The following is a 24,101-nucleotide window of genomic DNA, read 5'->3' on the forward strand; positions in this document are numbered from 1 at the left end:
ATGGCGACTGGGGACAACGGGCGGGAGCTCCGCCGCGCCGAGGTGGCGCGCAAGACGAACGAGACGGACATCAAGCTGGCGTTCGCCGTGGACGGCACGGGCGTATCGGAGATCGAGACGGATGTGCCGTTCCTGAACCATATGCTGGACCTGTTCACGAAGCACGGCCAGTTCGACCTCAAGGTCGACGCCCGCGGCGACGTGGACATCGACGACCACCATACGGTGGAGGACATCGGCATCTGCCTCGGCCAGACGCTGGCGGAGGCGCTCGGCGACAAGCGCGGCATCAAGCGGTACGCCAGCGTGTTCGTGCCGATGGACGAGGCGCTCGCGCAGGTCGTCATCGACCTGAGCAACCGGCCGCATTTCGAATATCGGGCCGAGTATCCGTCCCAGCAGGTCGGCAGCTTCTCCACGGAGCTCGTCCACGAGTTCCTCTGGAAGCTGGCGCTCGAGGGGCGCTTCACGCTGCATGTCATCGTGCACTACGGCAAAAATACGCATCACATGATCGAAGCGGTGTTCAAGGCGCTCGGTCGCGCGCTCGACGAGGCGACCTCGATCGACCCTCGCGTGCAGGGCGTGCCGTCGACCAAGGGAGTGCTCTAGCATGAGCGCGATCGCGGTCATCGACTACGGGCTCGGCAATCTGCACAGCGTCAGCAAGGCGGTGGAGCGGCTCGGCTGCGAGGCGCTTGTGACGTCGGACCTGGCGGAGATTCTGAGCGCGGACGGGGCGATCCTGCCCGGCGTCGGCGCGTTCGGCGACGCGATGGCATTCCTGCGCGAGACCGGCATGGACGAGGCGACGCGCGCGTTCGCCGCATCCGGCAAGCCGCTGCTCGGCATCTGCCTCGGCATGCAGCTGCTGTTCGACGAGGGCGAGGAGCACGGTCCGCATCAAGGACTGGGGCTGCTGCCGGGCCGCGTCGTGCGCTTCCGGGGCGAGTACAAGATTCCGCACATGGGCTGGAACCGGCTGAAGTTCCGGCAGGAGAGCCCGCTGCTGGAGGGGCTGGAGGAGGGGCATGTGTACTTCGTGCATTCCTACCACGCGCTGCCGGCGGAGCCGTCGGATCTGATCGCGGTGACGGACTATCATCAGCCGGTGACGGCGATCGTCGGCCGCGGCAACGTGACGGGGATGCAGTTCCACCCCGAGAAGAGCGGCGAGCTCGGCATGAGCCTGCTGCGCAACTTCCTAAGGCTGGCCGGCGCGCCGGCGGCAAGCGACAACCGATAGGGCGAGAGGCCCGCTTGGAGGAAAAGACATGACCACATTCACGATCTATCCCGCGATCGACATCCGCGGCGGCAAGGCGGTCCGGCTCGTGCAGGGCGACTACGCCCAGGAGACCGTCTACAACGACAGTCCGGTGCAGGCGGCCCGCGACTGGGAGGCGCAAGGCGCGTCCTGGATCCATCTCGTCGATCTCGACGGCGCCAAGGCCGGCCATCCCGTGAACGCCGAGCTGATCGGCGAGATCGCGCGCTCGGTGTCCGTGCCGGTGCAGCTCGGCGGCGGCCTGCGCACGGAGGAGGACGTCGAGCGCCTGCTGTCGCTCGGCGTCTCGCGCGTCATCCTCGGCACGGCGGCGATCGAGGACCGCGCGTTCGTCGAGCGCGTGCTGGCGCGGCATGGCGGCCGCGTGGCGATCGGCATCGACGCCAAGGACGGGTATGTGGCGACGCGCGGCTGGCTGGAGACGAGCGAGGTCAAGGCCGAGGAGCTGGCCCGGGAGCTGGCGGCCAAAGGCGCGGAGACGTTCATCTTCACCGACATTTCCCGCGACGGCATGATGCAGGGGCCGAACGTGGAGGCGATCCGCTCGCTGGCCGCGTATTCGGGAGCGGACGTCATCGCATCGGGCGGCGTCAGCCGGATCGAGGATCTGCGCACGCTGGTCGAGCATGCGGGAGAAGGCATCCGCGGCGCGATCGTCGGCAAGGCGCTGTACACCGGCGCGATCTCGCTCGCGGAAGCGGTGCGGGAGCTGGAGCCGCAAGGCCGGCGTCAGGGAATCTAGCGAAAGAAGGTCGAGCCTATGCTGGCTAAACGAATCATCCCTTGCCTGGACGTGAAGGACGGACGCGTCGTCAAAGGCGTCAATTTCGTCAATCTGCGGGACGCCGGCGATCCGGTCGAGCTCGCCTCGCTCTATGACCGCGAGGGGGCCGACGAGCTCGTGTTCCTCGACATCTCCGCCTCGGTCGAAGGGCGGGCGACGATGATTGAGGTCGTGCGCCGCACGGCGGGCGAGATCACGATCCCGTTCACGGTCGGCGGCGGCATCTCGCAGACCGACGACATGAAGCGCATCCTGCGCGCGGGCGCGGACAAGATCGGCATCAACACGGCGGCGGTGCTGAATCCGCAGCTCATCTCCGACGGCGCGCGCCGCTTCGGCTCGCAGTGCATCGTCGTCGCGGTGGACGCCCGCTTCAACCCGGAATGGGGCGAGTGGGAGGTCTACACGCATGGCGGACGCAAGCCGACGGGGCAGCGGGCGCTGGAATGGGTGCGCCACGCCGAGCAGCTCGGCGCCGGCGAGCTGCTGCTGACGAGCATGGACGCGGACGGCACCAAGGACGGCTTCGACCTTGCGCTGACGCGCGCGGTGTCGCAGTCGGTCGGCATTCCGGTCATCGCCTCGGGCGGCGCGGGACGCAAGGAGCATTTCGGCGAGGTGTTCCGGGAAGCAGGCGCGGACGCGGGACTGGCGGCGACGATTTTCCACTACAAGGAAATGACGATCGCCGAGGTCAAGGACGAGCTGCGGCGGGAAGGAGTGGCGGTGCGATGAGCAAGGATCTTCAGGCGTCAGGCGGGCTCGAGCTCGACCTGAGCCGTATCAGGTACGACGCGGCCGGTCTTGTGCCGGCCGTCGTGCAGGACGCGCTCACCAAGGAAGTGCTCATGCTTGCCTACATGAGCGAGGAATCGCTGCGCCTCTCGCTGGAGAGCGGCGAGACGTGGTACTGGAGCCGCTCCCGCCAGGAGCTGTGGCATAAAGGCGCGACGAGCGGACATACGCAGCGCATCCGCTCGATCCGCTACGACTGCGACGGCGACACGCTGCTCGTGCGCGTCGAGCAGCAGGGACCGGCCTGCCATACCGGCGCGTACAGCTGCTTCCACAACCCGCTGCCGGTCGCGGGCGGAGAGGCGGCCGCGGAGGCGGCGGCCGGCGACCGCTTCGCGATGCTCGGCGAGCTGGAGGGCACGATCGCCCAGCGGTACGCGGAGCGGCCGGACGGCGCGTATACGACGTACCTGTTCGAAAAGGGGCTCGACAAGATCCTCAAGAAGTTCGGCGAGGAGAGCATCGAGGTCGTCGTCGCCGCCAAGAACGGCGACAACGAGGAGCTTCGCGCGGAGGCGGGCGACCTGCTGTTCCACCTCATGGTGCTGCTTCGCGAGCGCGGCTTGCCGCTGGACGACGTCATGGCCGTGCTTCGCGAGCGCCACGGCCAGCCGACGACGAACAGGATGAATAGGTAGCGAGTTCCGGGAGATGCCGGAACGAGAGCGCTGAGCAGCGAGCTATCCCATAGCGAGAAGCGCCTAGCGGCGAAAGGAGCCCATCCATGACGATCCGCATCGACTACCATACCCATCACGAGCGCTGCGGCCATGCCGTCGGCACGCTGGAGGACTATGTGCGCCAAGGCATCCGCAGCGGCCTCGCGCAGATCGGCCTGTCCGACCACATGCCGCTGCTGCATGTCAGGCCGGAGGACTATTTCCCCGAGATGGCCATGCCGATGGAGGAGCTTCCCCGCTACGTCGAGGAGGTGCTCGAGCTGCGGGAGAAATACCGCGGCCAGATCGACATCCGCCTCGGACTCGAGGGGGACTACATCGAGGGCTGCGAGGAGCAGATCCAAGCGATCATCGAAGCGTATCCGTGGGATTACGTCATCGGATCGGTCCATTTCCTCGGGACATGGGACATCACCGACTTCCGGCAGACGGCCGGCTGGGAAGGCCGCGACCGGCTGCAGGTGTACGAGACGTACTACGACGCCGTCATCAAGGCGGCGCGCACCGGCTTTTACGACTACATCGGTCATATCGACGTCATCAAGCGCTTCGGCTACGCGCCGGAGCAGGACGTGACGCATCTGGAGGACGCCGCGCTGCAAGCGGTCGCGGACGCCGGCATGGCGATCGAGCTCAACGCCTCCGGGCTGCGCATGCCGTGCGCGGAGATGTTCCCGGGACCGCGCATGCTGAGGCGCGCGCATGAGCTCGGCATCCCGGTCACGATCGGCTCCGACTGCCACCAGCCGGAGCGGCTCGAGCAGTACCTGCCCGAAGCGCGCGAGGCGCTGCGCCAGGCCGGCTACACGCAGCTGCTCACGTTCAAGGAGCGCAAGCGCTTCCCGATTCCTTTTTGAAATCTGCGGCTCAGGATGTATAATAGATGTGTCGAACACGCAGAGCTTTAGCAGGATGATGTCAAATTTTTGGTTGGAACGCTCAGGAGGGTATCATGTTTAGCGACAAGTTGCGAATTTTTTCGGGTTCCTCGAACCCGGAGCTGGCGAGGAAGATCAGCGCGGAGCTGGGGCTGCCGCTTGGGGCGATCACGATCTCCCGGTTCAAGAGCGGAGAAGTCTACTGCCACTATGAGGAGACGATCCGGAACTGCCACGTATTCCTGGTGCAGTCGTTCTCCCATCCGATCAACGAGAACCTCGTGGAGCTGCTCGTCATGATCGATGCCGCCAAGCGCGCGTCGGCCAAGACGATCAACATCATCATGCCGTACTACGGCTATGCGCGCCAGGAACGCAAATCCGCGCCGCGCGAACCGATCTCGGCCAAGATGCTGGCGGACATTCTGACGACCGTCGGGGCGACCCGCATCATCACGATCGACCTTCACGCTCCGGCTATCCAAGGCTTCTTCAACATCCCGGTGGACCATCTGACGGCGCTGGACCTCATCAGCGATCATCTCAAGAGCAAAAACATCAAGAATCCCGTTGTCGTTTCCCCTGATGCCGGACGAGCTTCCACGGCGGAGAAGCTGGCCAACTACCTGGATTCGCCTTTCGCTATCATGATCAAGAAACGCCCGGCCCACAACGAGTCCGTCATCACCCACGTCATCGGCGACGTCGAGGGCCAGACCCCGATCATCATCGAGGATCTGATCGACACCGGCACGACGATCGTCAACGTTGTCGAAGGACTGAAGGAGCGCGGCGCCGAAGACGTCTACGTCTGCGCGACGCATCCGCTGTTCTCGGGCAACGCCTTGCAGAAGCTGGACCATCCGCTCATCAAGGAAGTCGTCGTGACCGACTCCATCGCGCTGCCGGACATTCGTTCGGACCGCTTCAAGGTGCTCTCCGTCGCTCCGATGCTGGCGGACGCCACCAAGATCATCATGCAGGGCGGCTCGATCAGCACCCTGTTCAAAAATGCCGGCATCTGACCGGCCAACCTGCTCTTCCGAAGAACGGAAGGCCACTCGCGGCCTTCCGTTTTTTGACGTTTTCGTTCCTTATTTTCTACCGTGTTAAGCGTTACACGTTATGGTATAATCATGTGCATTCGATTTTAACGGAATCAGAGGAGGTGCCTTGGCGGGTGAAAGAGGACAACAGGGCGGCTGCGGACCAGGCAGCGAAGATTATACCGATCCAATGGGACGCGACGTTCTTCTTCGAGCGCGCAGTGCGCTCGATGGACCGCTATCATTACGACAAGGCGCTGAAATATTTCCGCAAGGCCGTGGAATACGAGCCGGACAATCCGGTCAACCATTGCAATCTGGCCGGAATCCTGTCGGAGACGGGCCAGTACGAGGAATCCAATCGGATCCTGATCGAGATTTTGGAGACGCTGGATCCGTCTATGACGGAATGCTTCTTTTATATGGCCAACAATTACGCCAACATGGAGCAGTATGACAAGGCCGAGCACGCCCTGCTGCGTTATCTCGAGGAGGACGAGGAAGGGCATTACCTCGACGACGCCGAGGAGATGATGGAGCTGCTTCAGTACGAGCTGAAGCGCCCTGCGCCGGCCGTAACGATCAAGGCTCGCCAGGGAACGGCGGAGCATGACCGCGCCCGCTCTCTGCTGGAAGAGGGCCGATTCGCCCAAGCGGCCAAGCTGCTGGAGTCGATTTTGGAGCGGACGCCGGATTTCATGGCGGCGCGCAACAATCTCGCCTTGGCCTACTATTATATGGGCCGTCTCGACCGCGCGATGGAGACGATCCGGGAGGCGCTGGAGCAGGAGGAGGGCAACCTTCACGCCTTGTGCAACCTGGCGATCTTCTATCAGCATGCGGACGATCGGGAGCCGCTGGAGCCGCTGACCGATCGGCTGCGCCGGACCGTGCCCTTCCATCAGGAGCATGTGTTCAAGCTGGCGACGACGATGGGCATTCTCGGCGAGCATGAATGCGCCTTGCGCCATTTCCGCCGGCTGCTGAAGGGGGAATCGGGAGAGCATGAGGCTTCGCTCTACCATTATGCGGCGGTAGCGGCCGTGCATTCCGGTCGGCTGGAAGAGGCGCGGCGGTTCTGGCAGCAGGCGGCGCGCCTCGATCCCGAGTCCGATGTGGCCCGGTATTACCTCGAGCAGCTGCCGATGCTGCGCGGGCAGGAAGAGCGGATGACGGCGAGCTACCATTACCACCTGCCCTTCGAGGAGCAGTTCCAGACGTGGGAACGGACGCCGGAAGCGATGCCCGAAGGGATGAGCAGCAATCCGCTCGTGCGCTCCTCGTTTTTCTGGGCGCTGCGCCACGGCGACAGCAAGACGAAGCTGCAGGTCATCCAGGCCTTCGCCGCGATCGGCGACGGAGAGGTGCAGGAAGCGCTGCGGGCGTTTCTGCTGGAGCCCGACGAGGAGGACGATCTGAAACGCATCGCGCTGTTCGTCCTGCGCAAGCTCGGTGTCGAGGAGCCGGTGCCCGCCGTCTTGTCGGGACGCCGCCGGATGCTCGGCTCGGTGGCCGAGACGGCGTTCGAGGACGGCAGCCCGCTGCCGGATTGGGAGCCGAGCTGGCAGATCGTGCTCGATACCGCTTTCCGCCATATGGGGAAAGAGTACGGCCTGCTGCAGCAGTACGATCTGATGAAGCTCTGGCTCGACTACCTCGTCCGGGTGTATCCGGACGTGCCGCGCATGGCCAAGCCGGAGAGCTGGTCGGCCGCGCTTGAATATTTGACCGCCAAGCAGCATCGCCGGACGGTTTCTTATCAGGAGGTAGCGGAGCGCTACGGCGCGTCCGCGGCGACCGTGAGCAAGCATGCCAAGCGCATTGATGAGATTTGCGGCCATTGGGAAAAGTAACGGATGAACGTTTTATGAAGAATACGCCGCCGCTTTTGACGGATCGCCTCGCTTTGGATTAGAATAATTATAATCAAGCAGGCAACAAGGAGGAGTTTCATCGTGTACAAATCCATCATTATCGGTACCGGACCTTCCGGGCTCACCGCCGCCATCTATCTTGCCCGCGCCAACCTGAATCCGCTCGTCATCGAGGGACCGGAGCCGGGCGGACAGCTGACGACGACGACCGAGGTCGAGAACTTCCCTGGTTTCCCTGACGGCATCCTTGGCCCTGACCTCATGGCCAACATGCGCAAGCAGGCGGAACGGTTCGGCGCCGAATTCCGCACGGGCTGGGTCAACAGCGTCGACCTCTCGCAGCGTCCGTTCAAGCTCCAGGTCGAGGGCCAGGGCGAGCTCGTCGCCGAGTCGCTCATCATCTCCACCGGCGCGTCCGCGCGCTACCTGGGCATCCCGGGGGAAAAAGAAAACGTCGGCCGCGGCGTCAGCACCTGCGCGACCTGCGACGGCTTCTTCTTCCGCGGCAAGAAAATTGTCGTTGTCGGCGGCGGCGACTCCGCGATGGAGGAGGCGAACTTCCTGACGCGCTTCGCGACCGGCGTCGACCTGGTTCATCGCCGCGACGAGATGCGAGCCTCCAAGATCATGCAGGACCGCGCTCGCGACAACGAGAAGATCAGCTTCGCGCTCAACCGCACGCCGCTGGAGGTCGTCGCCGGCCCGCTCGGCGTCACCGGCCTCAAGGTGCGCAACAACGAGACGAGCCAGGAAGAGCTCATCGAGACCGACGGCATCTTCGTCGCGATCGGCCACACGCCGAATACGAAGTTCCTCGGCGGGCAGGTCGACACGGACGATCACGGCTACATCGTCGTGAAGCCGGGCACGACCGAGACGAACGTGCCGGGCGTGTTCGCTTGCGGCGACGTGCAGGACACGAAGTATCGCCAGGCGGTCACCGCCGCGGGCAGCGGCTGCCAGGCCGCTCTGGACTGCGAGAAGTTCCTTGAAGGCTCGATGGTCCATGACTGGAGCCAGTCCCTATAAGCTTGCTTCGGGCGTCCCCATCCTTCCGGATGGCGGACGTTTCTTTTTACGGGGAAAAGCGGATCGCCCTGCGGCTAACGTCGATCTGCAACGTCAGGCGCGAAGGTCGGCGAGAGACGGGGCGGACCCGGTATTGCCTGGTCATGCGGCAGTTTGGGCAGCGCCCCGAAGACGCTTCGAGAGCGGTCTGAAAGCCATTCGAAAGCCATCAGAAAGCCATCCAAAAGCAATCCGAGAGCAATCCAAAAACGATTCAAAAGCCCTTCCCGGCGCTCCCGAAAAGCCGCGAGAGGCCAGCTTCGGCGCGGTTCGCCGGGGGGCGTTGTTACCTTGACCTAACCCATGCCTTCGCTTATAGTAGCTAAAGAAGTTAAACTAATTCGTTGAGGTGGCTATCACATGTCAGAGACGATCTACGTTGGAGCAGATATCGGCGGCACCGCCATTAAAGTTGGAGTATGCAGCGCGGCGGGCGAATTGCTCCAGACGTACGAGGGACCGACCGAGGCGAGCCATGGGGCGGACCGCATCGTCGACAATATCGTCAAGTACGTTCGCCATATCGTCGATGCGACCGGACATTCCTGGGAGCAGGTAGGCGGCGTCGGCGTCGGAATCGCCGGATTCCTCGACATTCCGAACGGCATCGTGAAGTTCTCCAACAATTTGAACATACGCAACGTTCCGCTGAAGCAGATGCTCGAGGATCAGCTCGGCGTCATCGTCAAGGTGAACAACGACGCCAACGTGGCCGCGCTTGGCGAGGCGTGGGGCGGAGCCGGCCGCGGCGTGCCGAACTGCGTCTGCTACACGCTCGGCACGGGCGTCGGCGGCGGCGTCATCATCGGCGGCCGCATCTATGAAGGCTACAACGGCATGGCCGGCGAGCTTGGCCATATGTCGATCGTGCCGGATCTCGAAGCGATCCAATGCACCTGCGGCATGACGGGCTGCCTGGAGACGGTCTCCTCGGCGACCGGCATCATCCGCATGGCCAAGGACGCCGTCGCCCGCGGGGACAAGACGAGCCTGTCGCTCGTGCCGAACCTCATGGCCAAGGAAGTCATCGACGCCGCCAAGGAAGGCGACGAGGTGGCGGCCCGCATCGTCAACCGCGCGGCGTACTACCTCGGCCGCTCGATGGCCGCGACGGCGGTCACGCTCAACCCGCAGCGCTTCATCGTCGGCGGCGGCGTCGCCAAGGCCGGAGATTTCCTGTTCGACCAGATCCGCGAGGTGTTCGCCAAGTATACGCAGCCGGAAGCCAAGGAAGGCGTCGAGATCGTCGCGGCCACGCTCGGCAACAATGCCGGCGTCGTCGGAGCGGCCGGCCTCATCCTTCGCTCCTAGTTCGGCCCGCCGCCGCCTCGCGCGGCGGCTTTTCGGCTTGATCCAGCCGCAGGAAGGGGAATCCCGATGGAAACCAACTCACCCCAGCTCGTCATCATTACCGGCATGTCCGGCGCAGGCAAAACGATCGCGGTGCAAAGCCTCGAGGATCTCGGCTTCTTTTGCGTCGACAACCTGCCGCCCGTCCTCATTCCCAAATTCGCGGAGCTGATCGACGGCTCGAGCGGCAAGATCGCCAAGGTCGCGCTCGTCATCGACCTGCGCGGCCGGGAATTCTTCACGGCGCTGGCGGATTCGCTGGAGCATATCCGCACTCATTTCACGATCCCGTACGAGATCCTGTTCCTCGACGCCACCGACAACGTGCTGGTGCGCCGCTACAAGGAGAGCCGCCGCCGCCATCCGCTCGCCCCGGAGGGGCTGCCGCTCGACGGCATCGCGATGGAGCGCCGCCTGCTGGAGGAGCTCAAGGACTCGGCGACCCAGATCATCGATACGAGCAATCTCAAGCCCGCCCAGCTCAAGGAAGCGATCATCTCGCGCTTCACGAACCTCAAGCAGTCCCGCTTCTCCGTCAATGTGACCTCGTTCGGCTTCAAGTACGGCATCCCGATCGACGCCGACCTGATCTATGACGTGCGCTTCCTGCCGAACCCGCATTATGTGGATCACCTTCGTCCACGCACCGGACGGGAGCCTGATGTATATGAATATGTTATGAAATGGCCCGATACCCAGACGTTTCTGACCAAGCTGCTGGATATGCTTCAATTCCTCATTCCTTTATACCGCAAGGAAGGCAAGAGCCAGGTCGTCATCGGCATCGGCTGCACGGGAGGCAAGCACCGCTCCGTGGCCATAGCGGAATATCTCGGGCGGATGCTCGGCAGCAGCGAGACGGAGTCGGTCCGGGTCAGCCATCGCGATGCTGACCGCGATCGCCCCTAAGGCGGGAGTGCAATGGCAAGAAAAAGGTCTGCGGACCCGAAAAACCCCAAGATCGTCGTCATCGGAGGCGGGACCGGCCTGTCGGTCATGCTGCGCGGCCTGAAGGAGAAGCCCCTCGACATTACGGCGATCGTCACGGTCGCCGACGACGGCGGCAGCTCCGGCGTGCTGCGCAGCGAGCTGCAGATGCCGCCTCCGGGCGACATCCGCAATGTGCTGATCGCGCTCGCGGACGTGGAGCCGCTGCTTTCCGAGATGCTCCAGTACCGCTTCTCCAATGGCACCGGCCTGGCCGGACATAGCCTGGGCAACCTGATGCTGGCGGCGATGACGGACATCTCCGGCGACTTCGTCACCGGCATCCGCGAGCTGAGCCGCGTGCTTGCCGTGCGCGGCACGGTGTTGCCGGCGTCCGACCAGTCGATCGTGCTCAAGGCGGAGCTCGCGGACGGCTCGATCGTCGAAGGCGAGTCGAGCATTCCGCTGGCGGGCCAGCCGATCAAGCGGGTATTCATCGAGCCGGCGGACGTGGAGCCGCTCGAGGAGGCGTGCCTGGCGATCCAGGAGGCCGACGCCATCCTGATCGGACCGGGCAGCCTGTACACGAGCATCATTCCGAACCTGCTCGTGCCCAAGCTCGCCGACTGCATCGTGCAGTCGAGCGCGATCAAAATTTTCATCTGCAACGTTATGACCCAGCCGGGGGAGACGGACGGCTACTCGGTGAGCGATCATCTGGAGGCGATCGAGCGCCACGTCGGCCACCAGTTGTTCGACTACATCATCGTCAACGACGGCGAGATTCCGCCGCAGGTGCAGGACCGCTATGCCGAGATGGGCGCCCAGGCGGTCCAGCTCGATCTGGACGAGGTGACGCGTCAAGGCTACAAAGTCATCGCCGACCGGCTCGTGCTGTTCCGCACCTACCTGCGGCATGACGCCGTGCGGCTGAGCCATCATATCTACCAGCTCGTCGACAGCTGGATGGACCGAAAGGGGTGAGAGAGGGATGTCCTTCGCCGCTCAAACCAAAAAAGAGCTGACGCTCGTCGAGAACCAGGATGCCTGCTGCGAGCAGGCGGAGCTTTCCGCGCTCATCCGCATGAACGGCTCGGTGCATCTGTCCAGCCGCAAGGTCATTCTGGACATCTCCACCGAGAATGCAGCCATCGCCCGCAGAATCTACAGCCTCATCAAGAAGCTGTTCGACGTGCATACGGAGCTGCTGGTGCGCAAGAAGATGCGGCTCAAGAAGAACAACGTCTACATCGTGCGCATCCCGGCGCGGGTGCAGGAGATCCTCAAGGAGCTGAACATCGTCTCCGAGGGCTTCATGTTCAACCAGGGCATCGACAAGGACATGATCCGCAAGCCATGCTGCAAGCGAGCCTACATGCGCGGCGCGTTCCTCGCCGGCGGCTCGGTCAACAATCCGGAGGGCTCGTCCTACCATCTGGAGATCGCCTGCATGTACGAGGAGCATTGCTCCGCGCTCGTCACGCTCGCCAACAAGTTCGGCCTCAACGCCCGCTGCATCGAGCGCAAGAAGGGCTTCGTCTTTTACATCAAGGAAGGCGAGAAGATCATCGAGCTGCTGAATATCATCGGCGCGCATCAGGCGCTGTTCAAGTTCGAGGATGTCCGCATCATGCGCGACATGCGCAACTCGGTGAACCGGATCGTCAACTGCGAGACGGCCAATCTCAACAAGACGATCGGCGCGGCCGTGCGCCAGATCGACAACATCCGGCTGCTGCAAAAGGAGCTCGGCCTCGAGAACCTGCCCGAGAAGCTGCGGGAGGTGGCGGAGATCCGGCTGCAGCATCCTGACATGAACCTCAAGGAAGTCGGCGAGATGCTCAAGGGCTCCGTCAGCAAGTCCGGGGTCAACCACCGATTGCGCAAGATCGACGAGCTCGCCGAAAAAATCCGGGGAAGCTGAACTTTCATGTTGCGCCGGCCGATGGTATAATGAAAGCAATTGTCACGCAAGGTAAGGTCCGTTCCACCCGGCGGCCCTTTGCAAGAGCATGCCTCACGTTCGCCTTCCGGCGGCCATGCAGCAATGAATTAGGATTAGGGGGTATAGAGTTCATGACAAGACAACCCGTAGTCGTGAGACTGAAGACGGGTCTTCACGCAAGACCGGCCGCGCTCTTCGTCCAGGAAGCGAATAAATTCTCCTCCGAGATCTTTGTCGAGAAGGACGAGAAAAAAGTGAACGCCAAGTCCATCATGGGCATCATGAGCCTTGCCATCAGCTCCGGCACCGAAGTTCACATCAGTGCCGAAGGTTCGGACGCCGAGCAGGCTGTAAACGCTTTAGTATCGCTCGTCAGCAAGGAAGAGCTGGAGAACCAGTAGGTCTCGGCCTGCCGGTCCCCAAGCTTGATTCGCTGCGGCTCCCGAGGCTCCCGATCCGGGGGCTTTTTTTGCGTTTTGGCCATTGGCTGAAGCCCCCGTTGGGAATCCTGACCTGTATGTGCAACATTTTCAGGCGGGCGAGCGTTTCAAAGGACAAACCGAAACGGAGGCGAACAGATATGGGAAGCAAACAAGGATTCGGCAAGCTGGCAAGTCAAGGCAAGGTGCTGCTGCTGGCGGCCTCGCTGACGGCAGGATCGCTGCTGGCTCTGAACGGAGCCGGCGTGCTGGACTCGGGATCAAAGCCCGTCTATGCGGCGGAGCAAGGAGCGGCGATGGAGAACACGATCGCAGTGCAAGGCGTAGGCAAGCTGTCGGTGGCGCCGGACATCGCGTATGTCACAGCGGGCGTGAACGTGACGGCCAAGACGGCGAAGGAGGCTCAGGCCGGAGCGGCCAAGCGGTACGACGCGGTCGTCAAAATGCTTAAAGGAACCTACAGTCTGGCGGACAAGGATCTGAAGACGACGTCCTACTACGTGCAGCCGCAGTACCGCTACACCGAAAAGGAAGGCCAGGTGCTGACCGGCTATACGGCGACGCATGAGCTGAGCATCTCCTGGCGCAGCATCGACAAGACCGGGGAGCTGCTCGACAGCCTCGGAAGCGCGGGCGCGAACCAGATCAGCGGCGTCTCCTTCGGCACGGAAAAGACGGACGCGTATACGAACGACGCGCTCAAAAAAGCGCTCGACAACGCGCGCGTCAAGGCGGAGGCGCTTGCCGCCGCTGCGGGCCGCTCGCTCGGTCCGGTCGTGAACATCACCGAGAACGGCGCGCAGGCCGTGCCGGTGTACCGCGAGATGGCGCAGATGAAGGCCATGGCTGCCAGCGACAGCGCTTCGACCTCCGTCGAGCCGGGCCAGGTCGACGTGCAAGGCCAGCTGACCGTCGTGTACCAGCTGAAGTAGCATAGCTCTCGGCCAGCCCCGGTCTGCCGCGGCAGCCGCGGCGCCGCGCAGGATGGCCTGCGCGCGTGCCCGCGACGGCCGCGAGAGCGTCGAAACGCAAAGCGCCGCCCCTTCCGATTCGGAAGGGGCGGCGCTTTTTGCCTGTCGCAGCCTGGCTTACAGCTTCTCGATGACCTTGTCGACGAGGCCGTACTCGCGGGCGGCGTCCGCGCTCATGAAGTAGTCGCGGTCGGTGTCCTTCTCAATGCGCTCCAGCGGCTGACCGGAACGCTCGGCGAGAATATGGTTGAGCTTGTCGCGCATCTGGAGGATGCGGCGCGCGCGGATCTCGATGTCGCTGGCCTGGCCTTCGGCTCCGCCGAGCGGCTGATGGATCATGACCTCGCTGTTCGGCAGCGCGTAGCGCTTGCCCTTGGCGCCCGCGGCCAGCAGGAACGCGCCCATCGAGGCGGCCATGCCGACGCAGATCGTCGAGACGTCAGGCTTGATGAACTGCATCGTGTCGTAAATCGCCATGCCGGACGTGATGGAGCCGCCGGGGCTGTTGATGTAGATGGAGATGTCCTTCTCCGGATCGTCGGCGGCGAGGAACAGCAGCTGGGCGATGACGGAGTTGGCGACCATGTCGTTGATGCCGGTACCGAGGAAGATGATGCGGTCCTTGAGCAGCCTCGAGTAGATGTCGTAGGCGCGCTCGCCGCGGTTGCTCTGCTCGATGACCATAGGCACGTAGTTCATGTTCATGTGCAAGTCCCTCCTTATATCCTCATTAAGGTTGTCACTGCAGGTGCTTTTTTCATTCTACGAGAATCGATTGTTAAAGTCAAATTTGGTCAAAGAGGTCGGAGACGGCTTCGCCAAGCCGGTTCAATAGCCCATTTTAACCGGCTCGGGCGCCTCTTAAACGAGGCTTGCAAAAACAAAAAAGGATCGCGCCCTGGAGGGGCGCGATCCCATGTATCGGAAAAGCATGATGTAAATGATTGGCGCGCCCGCTAGGAATCGAACCTAGATCTCAGGCTCCGGAGGCCTACGTCATATCCATTGGACCACGGGCGCATGTATGCTTGAAAAGCGTAACGTCTAAGATTGTATAACAGCCTGCCAGAAAAAGCAACACTAACCTGTCCGGCTTCCGGAGGGCTCCGTTTCCCTGCAACTGCTGGAAAACATTTAGGCCGAAAGGCGTGTCGGCAACCGTTTTCATCGGGTAAAGGTCCCTTGCGGGTCCTCGGCAGAAGGAGTACAATGAGGTTGTGGGACGTTTATTGAATAGCTGGGACATTAATTGTCCCGTACGGATAGCTAACGAGTGGAGTTGGAGCGCTCATGCGCAGCCTTATTGATTTGCAGCGTCAGCTGGTGCCCGATCTGCTGGAGACGGTCCGTCTCCGCTATGGGATTCTCCATCAGGTGCTCGTGGCGGACATGATCGGCCGCCGCTCGCTCGCTTCGGCGCTCGGCATGACCGAGCGGGTGCTTCGGGCCGAGACCGACTTCCTCAAGGAGCAGGGCTTCCTGGAGATCAACGCCTCCGGCATGCGCGTCAGCCAGAGCGGCCGGCGCCTGCTCGAGGAGATGGAGCCGGTGCTGAGCGGACTGCTCGGCCTGTCCAACCTGGAGGAGCAGCTGCGGACGCGCTTCGGCCTGAGCAAGGTCGTCATCGTGCCGGGCGACTCCGACCACTCCGCTAGCACGAAGCGGGAGCTCGGACGCGCCGGGGCGTCCGCCCTGCTGGGACAGCTGCGGGAGGGCGACGTCGTCGCCGTCACCGGCGGCTCCACGCTCGCACAGGTGGCGAGCCATCTGAACGCCCCCGTCCCGCATCCGAGCAATCTGTTCGTACCGGCCAGGGGCGGGCTCGGAGAGAGCCTGGAGTACCAGGCGAGCACGATCGTCTCGGCGATGGCCAAGCGCACCGGCGCCCAGTACCGGATGCTGCATGTGCCGGACCATCTGAGCGAGGAGGCCTATACGAGCCTCATGCACGAGCCCGGCGTCAAAGAGGTCGTCGGCGTCATCCGCGGAGCCCGCATCGTCATCCACGGCATCGGCGATGCGATGACGATGGCGCGGCGACGGCGAGTGGAATCGGATGTCGTCGAGGAGCTCCGCCAGGAGGGGGCGCTCGCCGAGGCGTGGGGCTACTACTTCGACCGGGCCGGGTCCGTCGTGCACAAGATGCCGACCGCCGGCATCCGGCTCGAGGATATCATGACGACCGAGGTCGTCATCGCCGTCGCCGGCGGCAGGTCCAAGGCCGAAGCGATCGCGGCGGTGCTGCGCTTCGGCCACGAGGATGTGCTCGTGACCGACGAGGCGGCCGCGCTGGAGATCGCCGCGATGGCGGACTAGACCGGCGATCCGCGTCGCAACCGCGACCGTGAATGAAGGCGAAGCGGGCTCTGCGCCTGACAGGGGCAGGGCCGAGCGCTTCGCGTTGAAGGATCATGCAGGACCATCACCTAATTTCAGGAGGTTTTCAACCATGGTAAAAGTTGGTATTAACGGATTCGGACGTATCGGACGCAACGTATTCCGCGCCGCTCTGAACAGCAGCGAAGTTCAAATCGTCGCCGTCAACGACCTGACCGACACGAAAACGCTGGCTCACCTGCTCAAATACGACACGACGCACGGCGTGCTGGACGCGACCGTCGAAGCCAAAGAAGGCGCGCTGATCGTCAACGGCCGCGAAATCAAAGTGTTCGCCGAGCGCAATCCGGAAAACCTGCCTTGGTCCTCCGTCGGCGCTGAGATCGTCGTCGAGTCGACGGGCATCTTCACGGCGAAGGAAAAAGCCGAGCTTCACCTGAAAGGCGGCGCGAAAAAAGTCATCATCTCCGCTCCGGCTACGAACGAAGACATCACGATCGTCATGGGCGTCAACGAAGAGAAATACGACGCGGCTTCTCACACGGTCATCTCCAACGCTTCCTGCACGACGAACTGCCTGGCGCCTTTCGCCAAAGTCCTGAACGACAAGTTCGGCATCGTCAAAGGCATGATGACGACGGTCCACTCCTACACGAACGACCAGTCCGTGCTGGACGTGCCGCACAAGGACCTGCGCCGCGCCCGCGCTGCCGCAGAGAACATCATTCCTTCCTCGACGGGCGCTGCCAAAGCCGTCTCCCTCGTTCTGCCTGAGCTGAAAGGCAAGCTGAACGGCATGGCGATGCGCGTGCCGACGAAAAACGTGTCCGTAACGGATCTCGTCGCCGAAGTGAAAAGCAACGTCACGGTCGAAGAAGTCAACGCGGCCCTCAAAGAAGCGGCTGAAGGCCCGCTGAAAGGCATCCTGTACTTCTCCGACGAGCCGCTCGTATCGAGCGACTACAACGGCAACCCGGCTTCCTCCACGATCGACGGCCTGTCCACGATGGTCGTTGAAGGCAACATGGTCAAAGTCGTGTCCTGGTACGACAACGAGTGGGGCTACTCCAACCGTGTTATCGACCTGGCGGCTTACATCGCCTCCAAAGGGCTGTAAGAAGCGGCGCTTAACTGCATAGACAGCGGTAAGGTTAAAGAGGAGAGGCGAGCGTTTCGTTCTCCTCTTTAACGATGTTTAACCCATAGAAACCTATATATCGGGAGGGCGAGCAGCTGTGAGCAAAAAAAGTGTTCGTGATGTGGAAGTAGCAGGAAAGCGCGTCTTCGTGCGCGTCGATTTCAACGTGCCGATGGAAGACGGCGCGATCACCGACGATACCCGGATCCGCGAGACGCTGCCGACGATCCAGCACCTCATCGAAGGCGGCGCGCGCGTCATCCTGGCGGCCCACTTCGGCCGTCCGGGCGGAGAAGTCAAGGAAGAGCTGCGCCTGACCCCGGTCGCGGCGCGCCTGTCCGAGCTGATCGGCAAGCCGGTCGCCAAGGCGGACGACACCGCCGGTCCGGACGCCCAGGCTAAAGCCGCGGCGCTCCAGGACGGCGACGTGCTGCTGCTGGAGAACACGCGCTTCAACGCCGGCGAGGAGAGCAACGATCCGGAGTTCGCCAAGCAGCTGGCTTCCCTGGCCGACCTGTACGTCAACGACGCGTTCGGCGCCGCGCACCGCGCGCATGCTTCCACGGAAGGCATCGCTCATCTGCTCCCGGCCGTATCCGGCCTGCTGATGGAGAAGGAGCTGGACGTGCTCGGCAAAGCCCTGAACAATCCGGAGCGTCCGTTCACCGCGATCGTCGGCGGCTCCAAGGTGAAGGACAAGATCGACGTCATCAACAAGATGATCGAGATCGCCGACAACATCCTCATCGGCGGCGGCCTGAGCTACACCTTCTTCAAGGCGCAAGGCCATGAGATCGGCCAGTCGCTCGTCGACAACTCCAAGCTGGACCTGGCGCTCGAGTTCATCGAGAAGGCCAAGAAGCTCGGCAAGAACTTCCTGCTGCCGGTCGACATCGTCGTCACCGACGAGTTCAGCAAGGACGCCAACACGAACATCGTCGGCGTCGACGGCATCCCTTCCGACTGGGAAGGCATCGACATCGGACCGAAGACGCGCGAGCTGTACGCGAACGTGATCAAGGACTCCAAGCTGGTCGTCTGGAATGGACCGATGGGCGTGTTCGAGATCGAGCCGTTCTCCCACGGCACGCGCGCCGTCGCTCAGGCTTGCGCCGAAACGGCGGGCTACACGGTCATCGGCGGCGGCGACTCCGCGGCGGCGGCCGAGAAGTTCGGCCTCGCGGACAAGATGGACCACATCTCCACCGGCGGCGGAGCATCCCTCGAATTCATGGAAGGCAAAGCCCTCCCGGGCGTTGTCGCCCTTAACGACAAGTAGAGAGGAGAACAACCTATGGCAAGAACCCCGATCATCGCAGGCAACTGGAAAATGTTCAAGACCGTCTCCGAGGCGGTCTCCTTCTTCAACGAAGCGAAAGGCGGCGCTGAGGTCGATGGCGTCGAGAGCGTCATCTGCGCTCCGTTCACGACCCTTCCGGCTCTCGTCGAAGCGGCCAAAGGCACTTCCATCGCCATCGGCGCGCAAAACCTGCACTTCGAGGACAACGGCGCGTACACCGGCGAAATTTCCGGCGTCATGCTGGCCGATCTCGGCGTGAAGTACGTCATCGTCGGCCACTCCGAGCGCCGCGCGTACTTCGGAGAGACGGACGAGATCGTGAACAAGAAGGTCGTCGCGGCGTTCAAGCACGGCCTGACTCCGATCCTGTGCGTCGGCGAGAAGCTCGAGGAGCGCGAGGCCGGCGAGACGAAGGACGTCTGCAAAGTGCAGACGGAGGGCGGCCTGAAAGGCCTGACGGCGGAGCAGGCGGCCGAGACCGTCATCGCCTACGAGCCGATCTGGGCGATCGGCACGGGCAAGTCGTCCACGGCCGAGGATGCTGAGGACGTCATCGCCTATATCCGCCAGGTCGTCGCAGGGCTGTACGACCAAGCGACGGCGGATGCGGTCCGCATCCAGTACGGCGGCAGCGTGAAGCCGGCCAACGTCAAGGAATACCTGGGCCAAGCGAACATCGACGGCGCGCTCGTCGGCGGCGCCAGCCTGGAGCCGGCTTCCTACATCGCCCTCGTCGAGGGGGCGAAGTAAGATGGCTCCCAAACCGGTTGCGCTCATCATCATGGACGGATTCGGCCTTCGCAGCGACATCGTCGGCAATGCCGTCGCGCAGGCGAACAAGCCGAACTATGACCGCTTCCTCGCGGAATATCCGAACACGACGCTGACCGCTTGCGGCGAGGCGGTCGGCTTGCCGGAGGGCCAGATGGGCAACTCCGAGGTCGGCCATCTCAACATCGGCGCCGGCCGCATCGTCTACCAGGATCTGACCCGCATCACCAAGTCGATCCGCGACGGAGAGTTCTACGACAACGACACGCTGATCGGCGCCGTGCGCCACGCCAAGCTGAACGGCAAAAAGCTGCATCTGTACGGCCTCGTCAGCGACGGCGGCGTCCATAGCCATATCGCGCATCTGTTCGCGCTGCTGGAGCTGGCCAAAAAGGAAGGGCTGGAGCAGGTGTACATCCATGCCTTCCTTGACGGCCGCGACGTCGCGCCGGACAGCGCGGTCGGCTACCTGACCGAGCTGCAGGGCAAGATCGAGGAGCTCGGCATCGGCCGCATCGCGACCGTGCAGGGCCGCTACTACGCGATGGACCGCGACAAGCGCTGGGAGCGCGTCGAGAAATCGTACCGCGCGATGGTGTACGGAGACGGCCCGCAGTACACGGACCCGATCCTGGCGGTGCGCGAGTCGTACGAGAAATCCGTCTTCGACGAGTTCGTCATGCCGACGGTCATCGTCGAGGCGGACGGACAGCCGGTCGCGCTGGTCGAGTCCGAAGACGCGATCGTGTTCTTCAACTTCCGTCCGGACCGCGCGATCCAGCTGTCGCAGGTGTTCACCAACGAAGACTTCCGCGGCTTCGACCGCGGGGACAAGGCTCCGGCCAACCTGTACTTCGTCTGCCTGACGCTGTTCAGCGAGACGGTCGGCGGCTTCGTCGCCTACAAGCCCAAAAACCTCGACAACACGTTCGGCGAGGTGCTCGTGCAGAACGGCAAGACGCAGCTGCGCATCGCCGAGACGGAGAAGTATCCGCATGTGACGTTCTTCTTCAGCGGCGGCCGCGACCAGGAGCTGCCGGGCGAGACGCGCGTGCTCATCAACTCGCCGAAGGTCGCCACGTACGACCTCAAGCCGGAGATGAGCGCCTACGAGGTGGCCGACGCCGCCGTGCGCGAGATCAACTCGGACAAGCATGACGCGATCATCCTGAACTTCGCCAACCCCGACATGGTCGGCCACTCCGGCATGCTGGAGCCGACGATCAAGGCGGTCGAGGCGACGGACGAATGCATGGGACGCGTCGTCGACGCGGTGCTGGCCAAGGGCGGCGTCGTGCTCATCACGGCCGACCACGGCAACGCGGACATGGTCATCGGACCGGACGGACGCCCGTTCACGGCGCATACGACGAATCCGGTGCCGCTGATCGTCACGCAAAAAGGCGTGCAGCTGCGCGAGGGCGGCATCCTCGCCGACATCGCGCCGACGCTGCTCGACCTGATGGAGCTGCCCAAGCCGGCCGAGATGACCGGCCTGAGCCTCATCCGCCCGAGCTGACGGCGGTTGCGGCCGAAAGGCGCGGGCCTTTCGGCCCGCGCCTTCGCCCGCACTCGTTCCGCGGCTGGCAATCGGTTATACTGGTTACAGCCTGCTACAACCAACTCAATTCCTTGAAGGAGTGTTCAAACTATGTCTATCATCGTTGACGTATACGCACGCGAAGTGCTCGACTCCCGCGGCAACCCGACCGTCGAAGTCGAAGTATCCCTCGAATCCGGCGGCAAAGGCCGCGCGATCGTTCCGTCCGGCGCCTCCACCGGCGCTTACGAAGCTGTCGAGCTTCGTGACGGAGACAAAGGCCGCTACCTCGGCAAAGGCGTCCTGAAAGCCGTCGAGAACGTGAACACGCTGATCGCTCCGGAAATCATCGGCCTCGACGCGCTCGACCAAGTGCTGATCGACCGCAAGATGATCGAGCTGGACGGCACGCACAACAAAGGCAAGCTGGGCGCGAACGCGATCCTGGCCGTGTCGATGGCGGTGGCGCGCGCGGCTGCGGACGCGCTGGACGTGCCTCTCTACACGTACCTGGGCGGCTTCAACGCCAAGGTGCTGCCGGTGCCGATGATGAACATCATCAACGGCGGCGAGCATGCCGACAACAACGTCGACGTGCAGGAGTTCATGGTGCTGCCGGTCGGCGCGGAAAGCTTCAAGGAAGCGCTGCGCATCGGCGCCGAGATCTTCCACAGCCTGAAGTCCGTCCTCAAGGACAAAGGCCTGAACACGGCTGTCGGCGACGAAGGCGGCTTCGCGCCTAACCTCGGCTCCAACGAAGAGGCGATCACGACGATCATCTCCGCCATCGAGCGCGCGGGCTACAAGCCGGGCGAGGACGTCTTCCTCGGCATGGACGTCGCCTCCACGGAGTTCTACAAGGACGGCAAATACCACCTCGAGGGCGAAGGCAAGTCCTACACGTCGGCTGAATTCGTGGACCTGCTCGCCGAGTGGGCGGACAAGTACCCGATCCTCACGATCGAGGACGGCTGCTCCGAGGACGACTGGGAGGGCTGGAAGCTGCTCACCGACAAGCTGGGCGGCAAAGTGCAGCTCGTCGGCGACGACCTGTTCGTCACGAACACCGAGCGCCTGGCGGACGGCATCGACAAAGGCGTGGGCAACTCGATCCTCGTCAAGGTCAACCAGATCGGCTCGCTGACCGAGACGTTCGACGCGATCGAAATGGCGAAGCGCGCCGGCTACACGGCGGTCATCTCGCACCGCTCCGGCGAGAGCGAGGACAGCACGATCGCCGACATCGCCGTGGCGACGAACGCCGGCCAGATCAAGACGGGCGCTCCGTCCCGCACGGACCGCGTCGCCAAGTACAACCAGCTGCTCCGCATCGAGGACCAGCTCGGCTCCACGGCCCAGTACGCCGGCCGCAGCGCGTTCTACAACCTCAAAAGCTTCAAGAAATAGAGCTCTCTTATCCTGTCCGCCCTGTGCGGACAGGATTTTTTTAGGTTCGTTAGGCCAAAATCACAAACAAACGGCGCAAAAACCGGCATAGCCCGCCGTTCCCTGAAAACGCTATACTGAGGCTAGGCTAGACGAACCTATCGAACAGGCGGTGTTAAGCGATGGCAAAACCTCAAGTCGGACTGCAGCTGTATACGCTGCGCGACCAGACGGAAAAAGACTTCCTCGGCACGATCCGCAAGGTCGCTGATATGGGCTATAAGTACGTGGAATTCGCGGGCTACTTCAACACGAGCCCGGCGGATCTGAACAAGGTGCTGGAGGAGACGGGCATCCAAGCGGTGTCCGCGCATGTCGGCCTGAACTTCAACGATCCGAACAAGATGGAGGCGGACCTGGCGGAGCAGATCGAGTACGCCAAGGCGATCGGCCTCAAGTATCTGATTACGCCGTGGGCTCCGCTGCCGGAAAACCCGCAGCTGGAGGACGTGGACAGCCTGGCCTCGACGCTTGAGAAGGCGGCCCGCCAGGTGAAGGAGGCCGGCCTGATCTACGGCTATCACAACCATGACTTCGAGTTCAAGCAAGTCGACGGAACTCCGGTCATCGACCTGCTGCTGCAAAAAATTCCGGCCGACCTCATGATCATGGAGTTCGACCTCGGCTGGGTGCATATGGGCGGCCAATCTCCGGTCGAATACGTGCAGCGCTACGCAGGACGCACCCCGATCGCGCATCTGAAGGACTTCGGCGTCGGACGCCGCGACACCGAGGTCGGCAGCGGCTCGGTCGAGTTCGACCCGGTATTCGCGATCGCCGAGGAAGCCGGCATCGAATATTTCATCGTGGAGCAGGAGGAGTTCGCCAGCTCCTCGCTCGAGAGCGCCAAGCTGAGCCTCGACTATTTGCGCGGCAAAGGCTACTAGGCCCGCGGACGCAGCCCTTCCGCAGGAAGCCCGTTCGGACCGGCACGGTTCGGACGGGCTTTTTCGGAGCGCAAAGGACGCGCTTGTTTCCACAGGCCTGGCTATGGTACAATGAAACCGCTGTTTATGATTTGGTTTTGCCCATGCAAGCCGCTTGCTGGCCGCAGGAGACGGCCTGCATGTGCAAAACTCATAGCGGCAGGCAGCCGGGAGGCTGTACGAAGGCTGGGAGGTAACGTACGCATGGATATTTTCCTGAAGATTCTGCTCGTGATTTTTTCCCTCGGACTGATTGCGGTAGTTCTGCTGCAAAAAGGTAAGAGCGCTGGCCTCTCCGGAGCGATTTCCGGCGGAGCGGAGCATCTGTTCGGCAAGCAGAAGGCGCGCGGCCTGGACCTGTTCCTGCAGCGCCTGACGATCGGGCTCGCCGCCGGATTCTTCATCGTCGCGCTGCTGGTCGCCTACCTGAAATAGCACGGAATACAGCCTTGAGGAAGCGGGGGAATCCCCGCTTTTTCTTTATATTCCGGAACGTTGGCGGTTGATGAGGCCCGAATTCGTGTATACTATCAAGGAGATAGAAGTGGCTGGATCTGCCAGGATAGCAGGACGGGTCCTTACGGCACGAGGTGAGAA

The 24,101-nt window shown here is 62.9% G+C and carries 24 protein-coding genes and 1 tRNA gene; 23 read left to right on the forward strand and 2 right to left on the reverse strand.

Features of this window, described 5'->3' with window-relative positions; translation table 11 throughout:
• The 15 genes from hisB to B8V81_RS10890 all read left to right on the forward strand — a co-directional run bounded on the left by hisB (position 1) and on the right by B8V81_RS10890 (position 14,007).
• Positions 1 to 612 carry an imidazoleglycerol-phosphate dehydratase HisB gene (gene hisB, locus B8V81_RS10820; protein WP_101808362.1) on the forward strand — a complete coding sequence of 204 codons (612 nt, stop codon included), beginning with the start codon at positions 1 to 3 and terminating at the stop codon, positions 610 to 612.
• 1 nt (position 613) lies between these two features.
• Complete coding sequence (gene hisH / locus B8V81_RS10825; RefSeq protein ID WP_101808363.1) at positions 614 to 1,246, forward strand: imidazole glycerol phosphate synthase subunit HisH; 633 nt, start codon at positions 614 to 616, stop codon at positions 1,244 to 1,246.
• A gap of 28 nt (positions 1,247 to 1,274) precedes the next feature.
• On the forward strand, positions 1,275 to 2,030 hold the full coding sequence (gene hisA, locus B8V81_RS10830; RefSeq protein WP_028599284.1) for a 1-(5-phosphoribosyl)-5-[(5-phosphoribosylamino)methylideneamino]imidazole-4-carboxamide isomerase: 756 nt from the start codon (positions 1,275 to 1,277) through the stop codon (positions 2,028 to 2,030).
• Positions 2,031 to 2,048: 18 nt separating this feature from the next.
• The gene (hisF, locus tag B8V81_RS10835; RefSeq protein ID WP_101808364.1) at positions 2,049 to 2,807 is read left to right on the forward strand and encodes an imidazole glycerol phosphate synthase subunit HisF; all 759 of its coding nucleotides are present in this window, start codon (positions 2,049 to 2,051) and stop codon (positions 2,805 to 2,807) included.
• Entirely contained in the window at positions 2,804 to 3,505 is a 702-nt protein-coding gene (gene hisIE, locus B8V81_RS10840) for a bifunctional phosphoribosyl-AMP cyclohydrolase/phosphoribosyl-ATP diphosphatase HisIE (protein WP_028599286.1), read from the forward strand. The genes hisF and hisIE overlap by 4 nt, the downstream gene beginning before the upstream one ends.
• 92 nt (positions 3,506 to 3,597) lie before the next feature.
• The gene (gene hisJ, locus B8V81_RS10845) at positions 3,598 to 4,404 is read left to right on the forward strand and encodes a histidinol-phosphatase HisJ (RefSeq protein WP_028599287.1); all 807 of its coding nucleotides are present in this window, start codon (positions 3,598 to 3,600) and stop codon (positions 4,402 to 4,404) included.
• 95 nt (positions 4,405 to 4,499) lie between these two features.
• Positions 4,500 to 5,450 carry a ribose-phosphate diphosphokinase gene (locus B8V81_RS10850; RefSeq protein ID WP_028599288.1) on the forward strand — a complete coding sequence of 317 codons (951 nt, stop codon included), beginning with the start codon at positions 4,500 to 4,502 and terminating at the stop codon, positions 5,448 to 5,450.
• Between the two features lie 155 nt (positions 5,451 to 5,605).
• A complete protein-coding gene (locus tag B8V81_RS10855) occupies positions 5,606 to 7,324 on the forward strand; it encodes a tetratricopeptide repeat protein (RefSeq protein ID WP_043111478.1) in 1,719 nt (572 codons plus the stop codon).
• A gap of 102 nt (positions 7,325 to 7,426) precedes the next feature.
• The gene (gene trxB / locus B8V81_RS10860; protein ID WP_028599289.1) at positions 7,427 to 8,374 is read left to right on the forward strand and encodes a thioredoxin-disulfide reductase; all 948 of its coding nucleotides are present in this window, start codon (positions 7,427 to 7,429) and stop codon (positions 8,372 to 8,374) included.
• Between the two features lie 399 nt (positions 8,375 to 8,773).
• Positions 8,774 to 9,724, forward strand: a complete 951-nt coding sequence (locus tag B8V81_RS10865) for an ROK family glucokinase (protein ID WP_028599290.1) — start codon at positions 8,774 to 8,776, stop codon at positions 9,722 to 9,724.
• Positions 9,725 to 9,790: 66 nt separating this feature from the next.
• A complete protein-coding gene (rapZ, locus tag B8V81_RS10870; protein WP_028599291.1) occupies positions 9,791 to 10,672 on the forward strand; it encodes an RNase adapter RapZ in 882 nt (293 codons plus the stop codon).
• Between the two features lie 12 nt (positions 10,673 to 10,684).
• Complete coding sequence (locus B8V81_RS10875; protein WP_028599292.1) at positions 10,685 to 11,674, forward strand: gluconeogenesis factor YvcK family protein; 990 nt, start codon at positions 10,685 to 10,687, stop codon at positions 11,672 to 11,674.
• A 7-nt stretch (positions 11,675 to 11,681) separates the two neighbouring features.
• Positions 11,682 to 12,614: a DNA-binding protein WhiA gene (whiA, locus tag B8V81_RS10880; protein ID WP_028599293.1), complete on the forward strand. Its 933-nt coding sequence runs from the start codon at positions 11,682 to 11,684 to the stop codon at positions 12,612 to 12,614.
• 152 nt (positions 12,615 to 12,766) lie between these two features.
• Positions 12,767 to 13,036: an HPr family phosphocarrier protein gene (locus B8V81_RS10885; RefSeq protein WP_028599294.1), complete on the forward strand. Its 270-nt coding sequence runs from the start codon at positions 12,767 to 12,769 to the stop codon at positions 13,034 to 13,036.
• Between the two features lie 179 nt (positions 13,037 to 13,215).
• The gene (locus B8V81_RS10890; protein ID WP_052333329.1) at positions 13,216 to 14,007 is read left to right on the forward strand and encodes an SIMPL domain-containing protein; all 792 of its coding nucleotides are present in this window, start codon (positions 13,216 to 13,218) and stop codon (positions 14,005 to 14,007) included.
• Between the two features lie 156 nt (positions 14,008 to 14,163).
• Here B8V81_RS10890 and clpP read toward each other — a convergent pair whose 3' ends face one another.
• Both clpP and B8V81_RS10900 read right to left on the reverse strand, forming a co-directional pair.
• Positions 14,164 to 14,745, reverse strand: coding sequence for an ATP-dependent Clp endopeptidase proteolytic subunit ClpP (gene clpP / locus B8V81_RS10895; protein WP_028599296.1), 582 nt, complete (start codon positions 14,743 to 14,745; stop codon positions 14,164 to 14,166).
• Positions 14,746 to 14,991: 246 nt separating this feature from the next.
• A tRNA-Arg gene (locus B8V81_RS10900) sits at positions 14,992 to 15,066 on the reverse strand.
• 270 nt (positions 15,067 to 15,336) lie between these two features.
• Between B8V81_RS10900 and B8V81_RS10905 the strand changes: the two genes are divergently transcribed.
• The 8 genes from B8V81_RS10905 to secG all read left to right on the forward strand — a co-directional run bounded on the left by B8V81_RS10905 (position 15,337) and on the right by secG (position 23,939).
• Positions 15,337 to 16,362: a sugar-binding transcriptional regulator gene (locus B8V81_RS10905; protein ID WP_028599297.1), complete on the forward strand. Its 1,026-nt coding sequence runs from the start codon at positions 15,337 to 15,339 to the stop codon at positions 16,360 to 16,362.
• Between the two features lie 133 nt (positions 16,363 to 16,495).
• A complete protein-coding gene (gap, locus tag B8V81_RS10910) occupies positions 16,496 to 17,500 on the forward strand; it encodes a type I glyceraldehyde-3-phosphate dehydrogenase (protein WP_028599298.1) in 1,005 nt (334 codons plus the stop codon).
• Between the two features lie 118 nt (positions 17,501 to 17,618).
• Positions 17,619 to 18,800 carry a phosphoglycerate kinase gene (locus tag B8V81_RS10915; protein ID WP_028599299.1) on the forward strand — a complete coding sequence of 394 codons (1,182 nt, stop codon included), beginning with the start codon at positions 17,619 to 17,621 and terminating at the stop codon, positions 18,798 to 18,800.
• Between the two features lie 15 nt (positions 18,801 to 18,815).
• Positions 18,816 to 19,571 (forward strand): triose-phosphate isomerase, encoded by a 756-nt coding sequence (tpiA, locus tag B8V81_RS10920; protein ID WP_028599300.1) that lies wholly within the window; start codon positions 18,816 to 18,818, stop codon positions 19,569 to 19,571.
• Between the two features lies 1 nt (position 19,572).
• Positions 19,573 to 21,111 carry a 2,3-bisphosphoglycerate-independent phosphoglycerate mutase gene (gene gpmI / locus B8V81_RS10925; protein WP_028599301.1) on the forward strand — a complete coding sequence of 513 codons (1,539 nt, stop codon included), beginning with the start codon at positions 19,573 to 19,575 and terminating at the stop codon, positions 21,109 to 21,111.
• A gap of 132 nt (positions 21,112 to 21,243) precedes the next feature.
• The gene (gene eno, locus B8V81_RS10930; RefSeq protein WP_028599302.1) at positions 21,244 to 22,539 is read left to right on the forward strand and encodes a phosphopyruvate hydratase; all 1,296 of its coding nucleotides are present in this window, start codon (positions 21,244 to 21,246) and stop codon (positions 22,537 to 22,539) included.
• Between the two features lie 161 nt (positions 22,540 to 22,700).
• On the forward strand, positions 22,701 to 23,465 hold the full coding sequence (locus tag B8V81_RS10935) for a sugar phosphate isomerase/epimerase family protein (protein ID WP_028599303.1): 765 nt from the start codon (positions 22,701 to 22,703) through the stop codon (positions 23,463 to 23,465).
• A 243-nt stretch (positions 23,466 to 23,708) separates the two neighbouring features.
• Positions 23,709 to 23,939 (forward strand): preprotein translocase subunit SecG, encoded by a 231-nt coding sequence (gene secG, locus B8V81_RS10940; protein ID WP_028599304.1) that lies wholly within the window; start codon positions 23,709 to 23,711, stop codon positions 23,937 to 23,939.
• The last annotated feature ends 162 nt before the right edge of the window (positions 23,940 to 24,101 follow it).

The organism is Paenibacillus pasadenensis (assembly GCF_002864175.1).
GTDB lineage: Bacteria > Bacillota > Bacilli > Paenibacillales > Paenibacillaceae > Paenibacillus_O > Paenibacillus_O pasadenensis.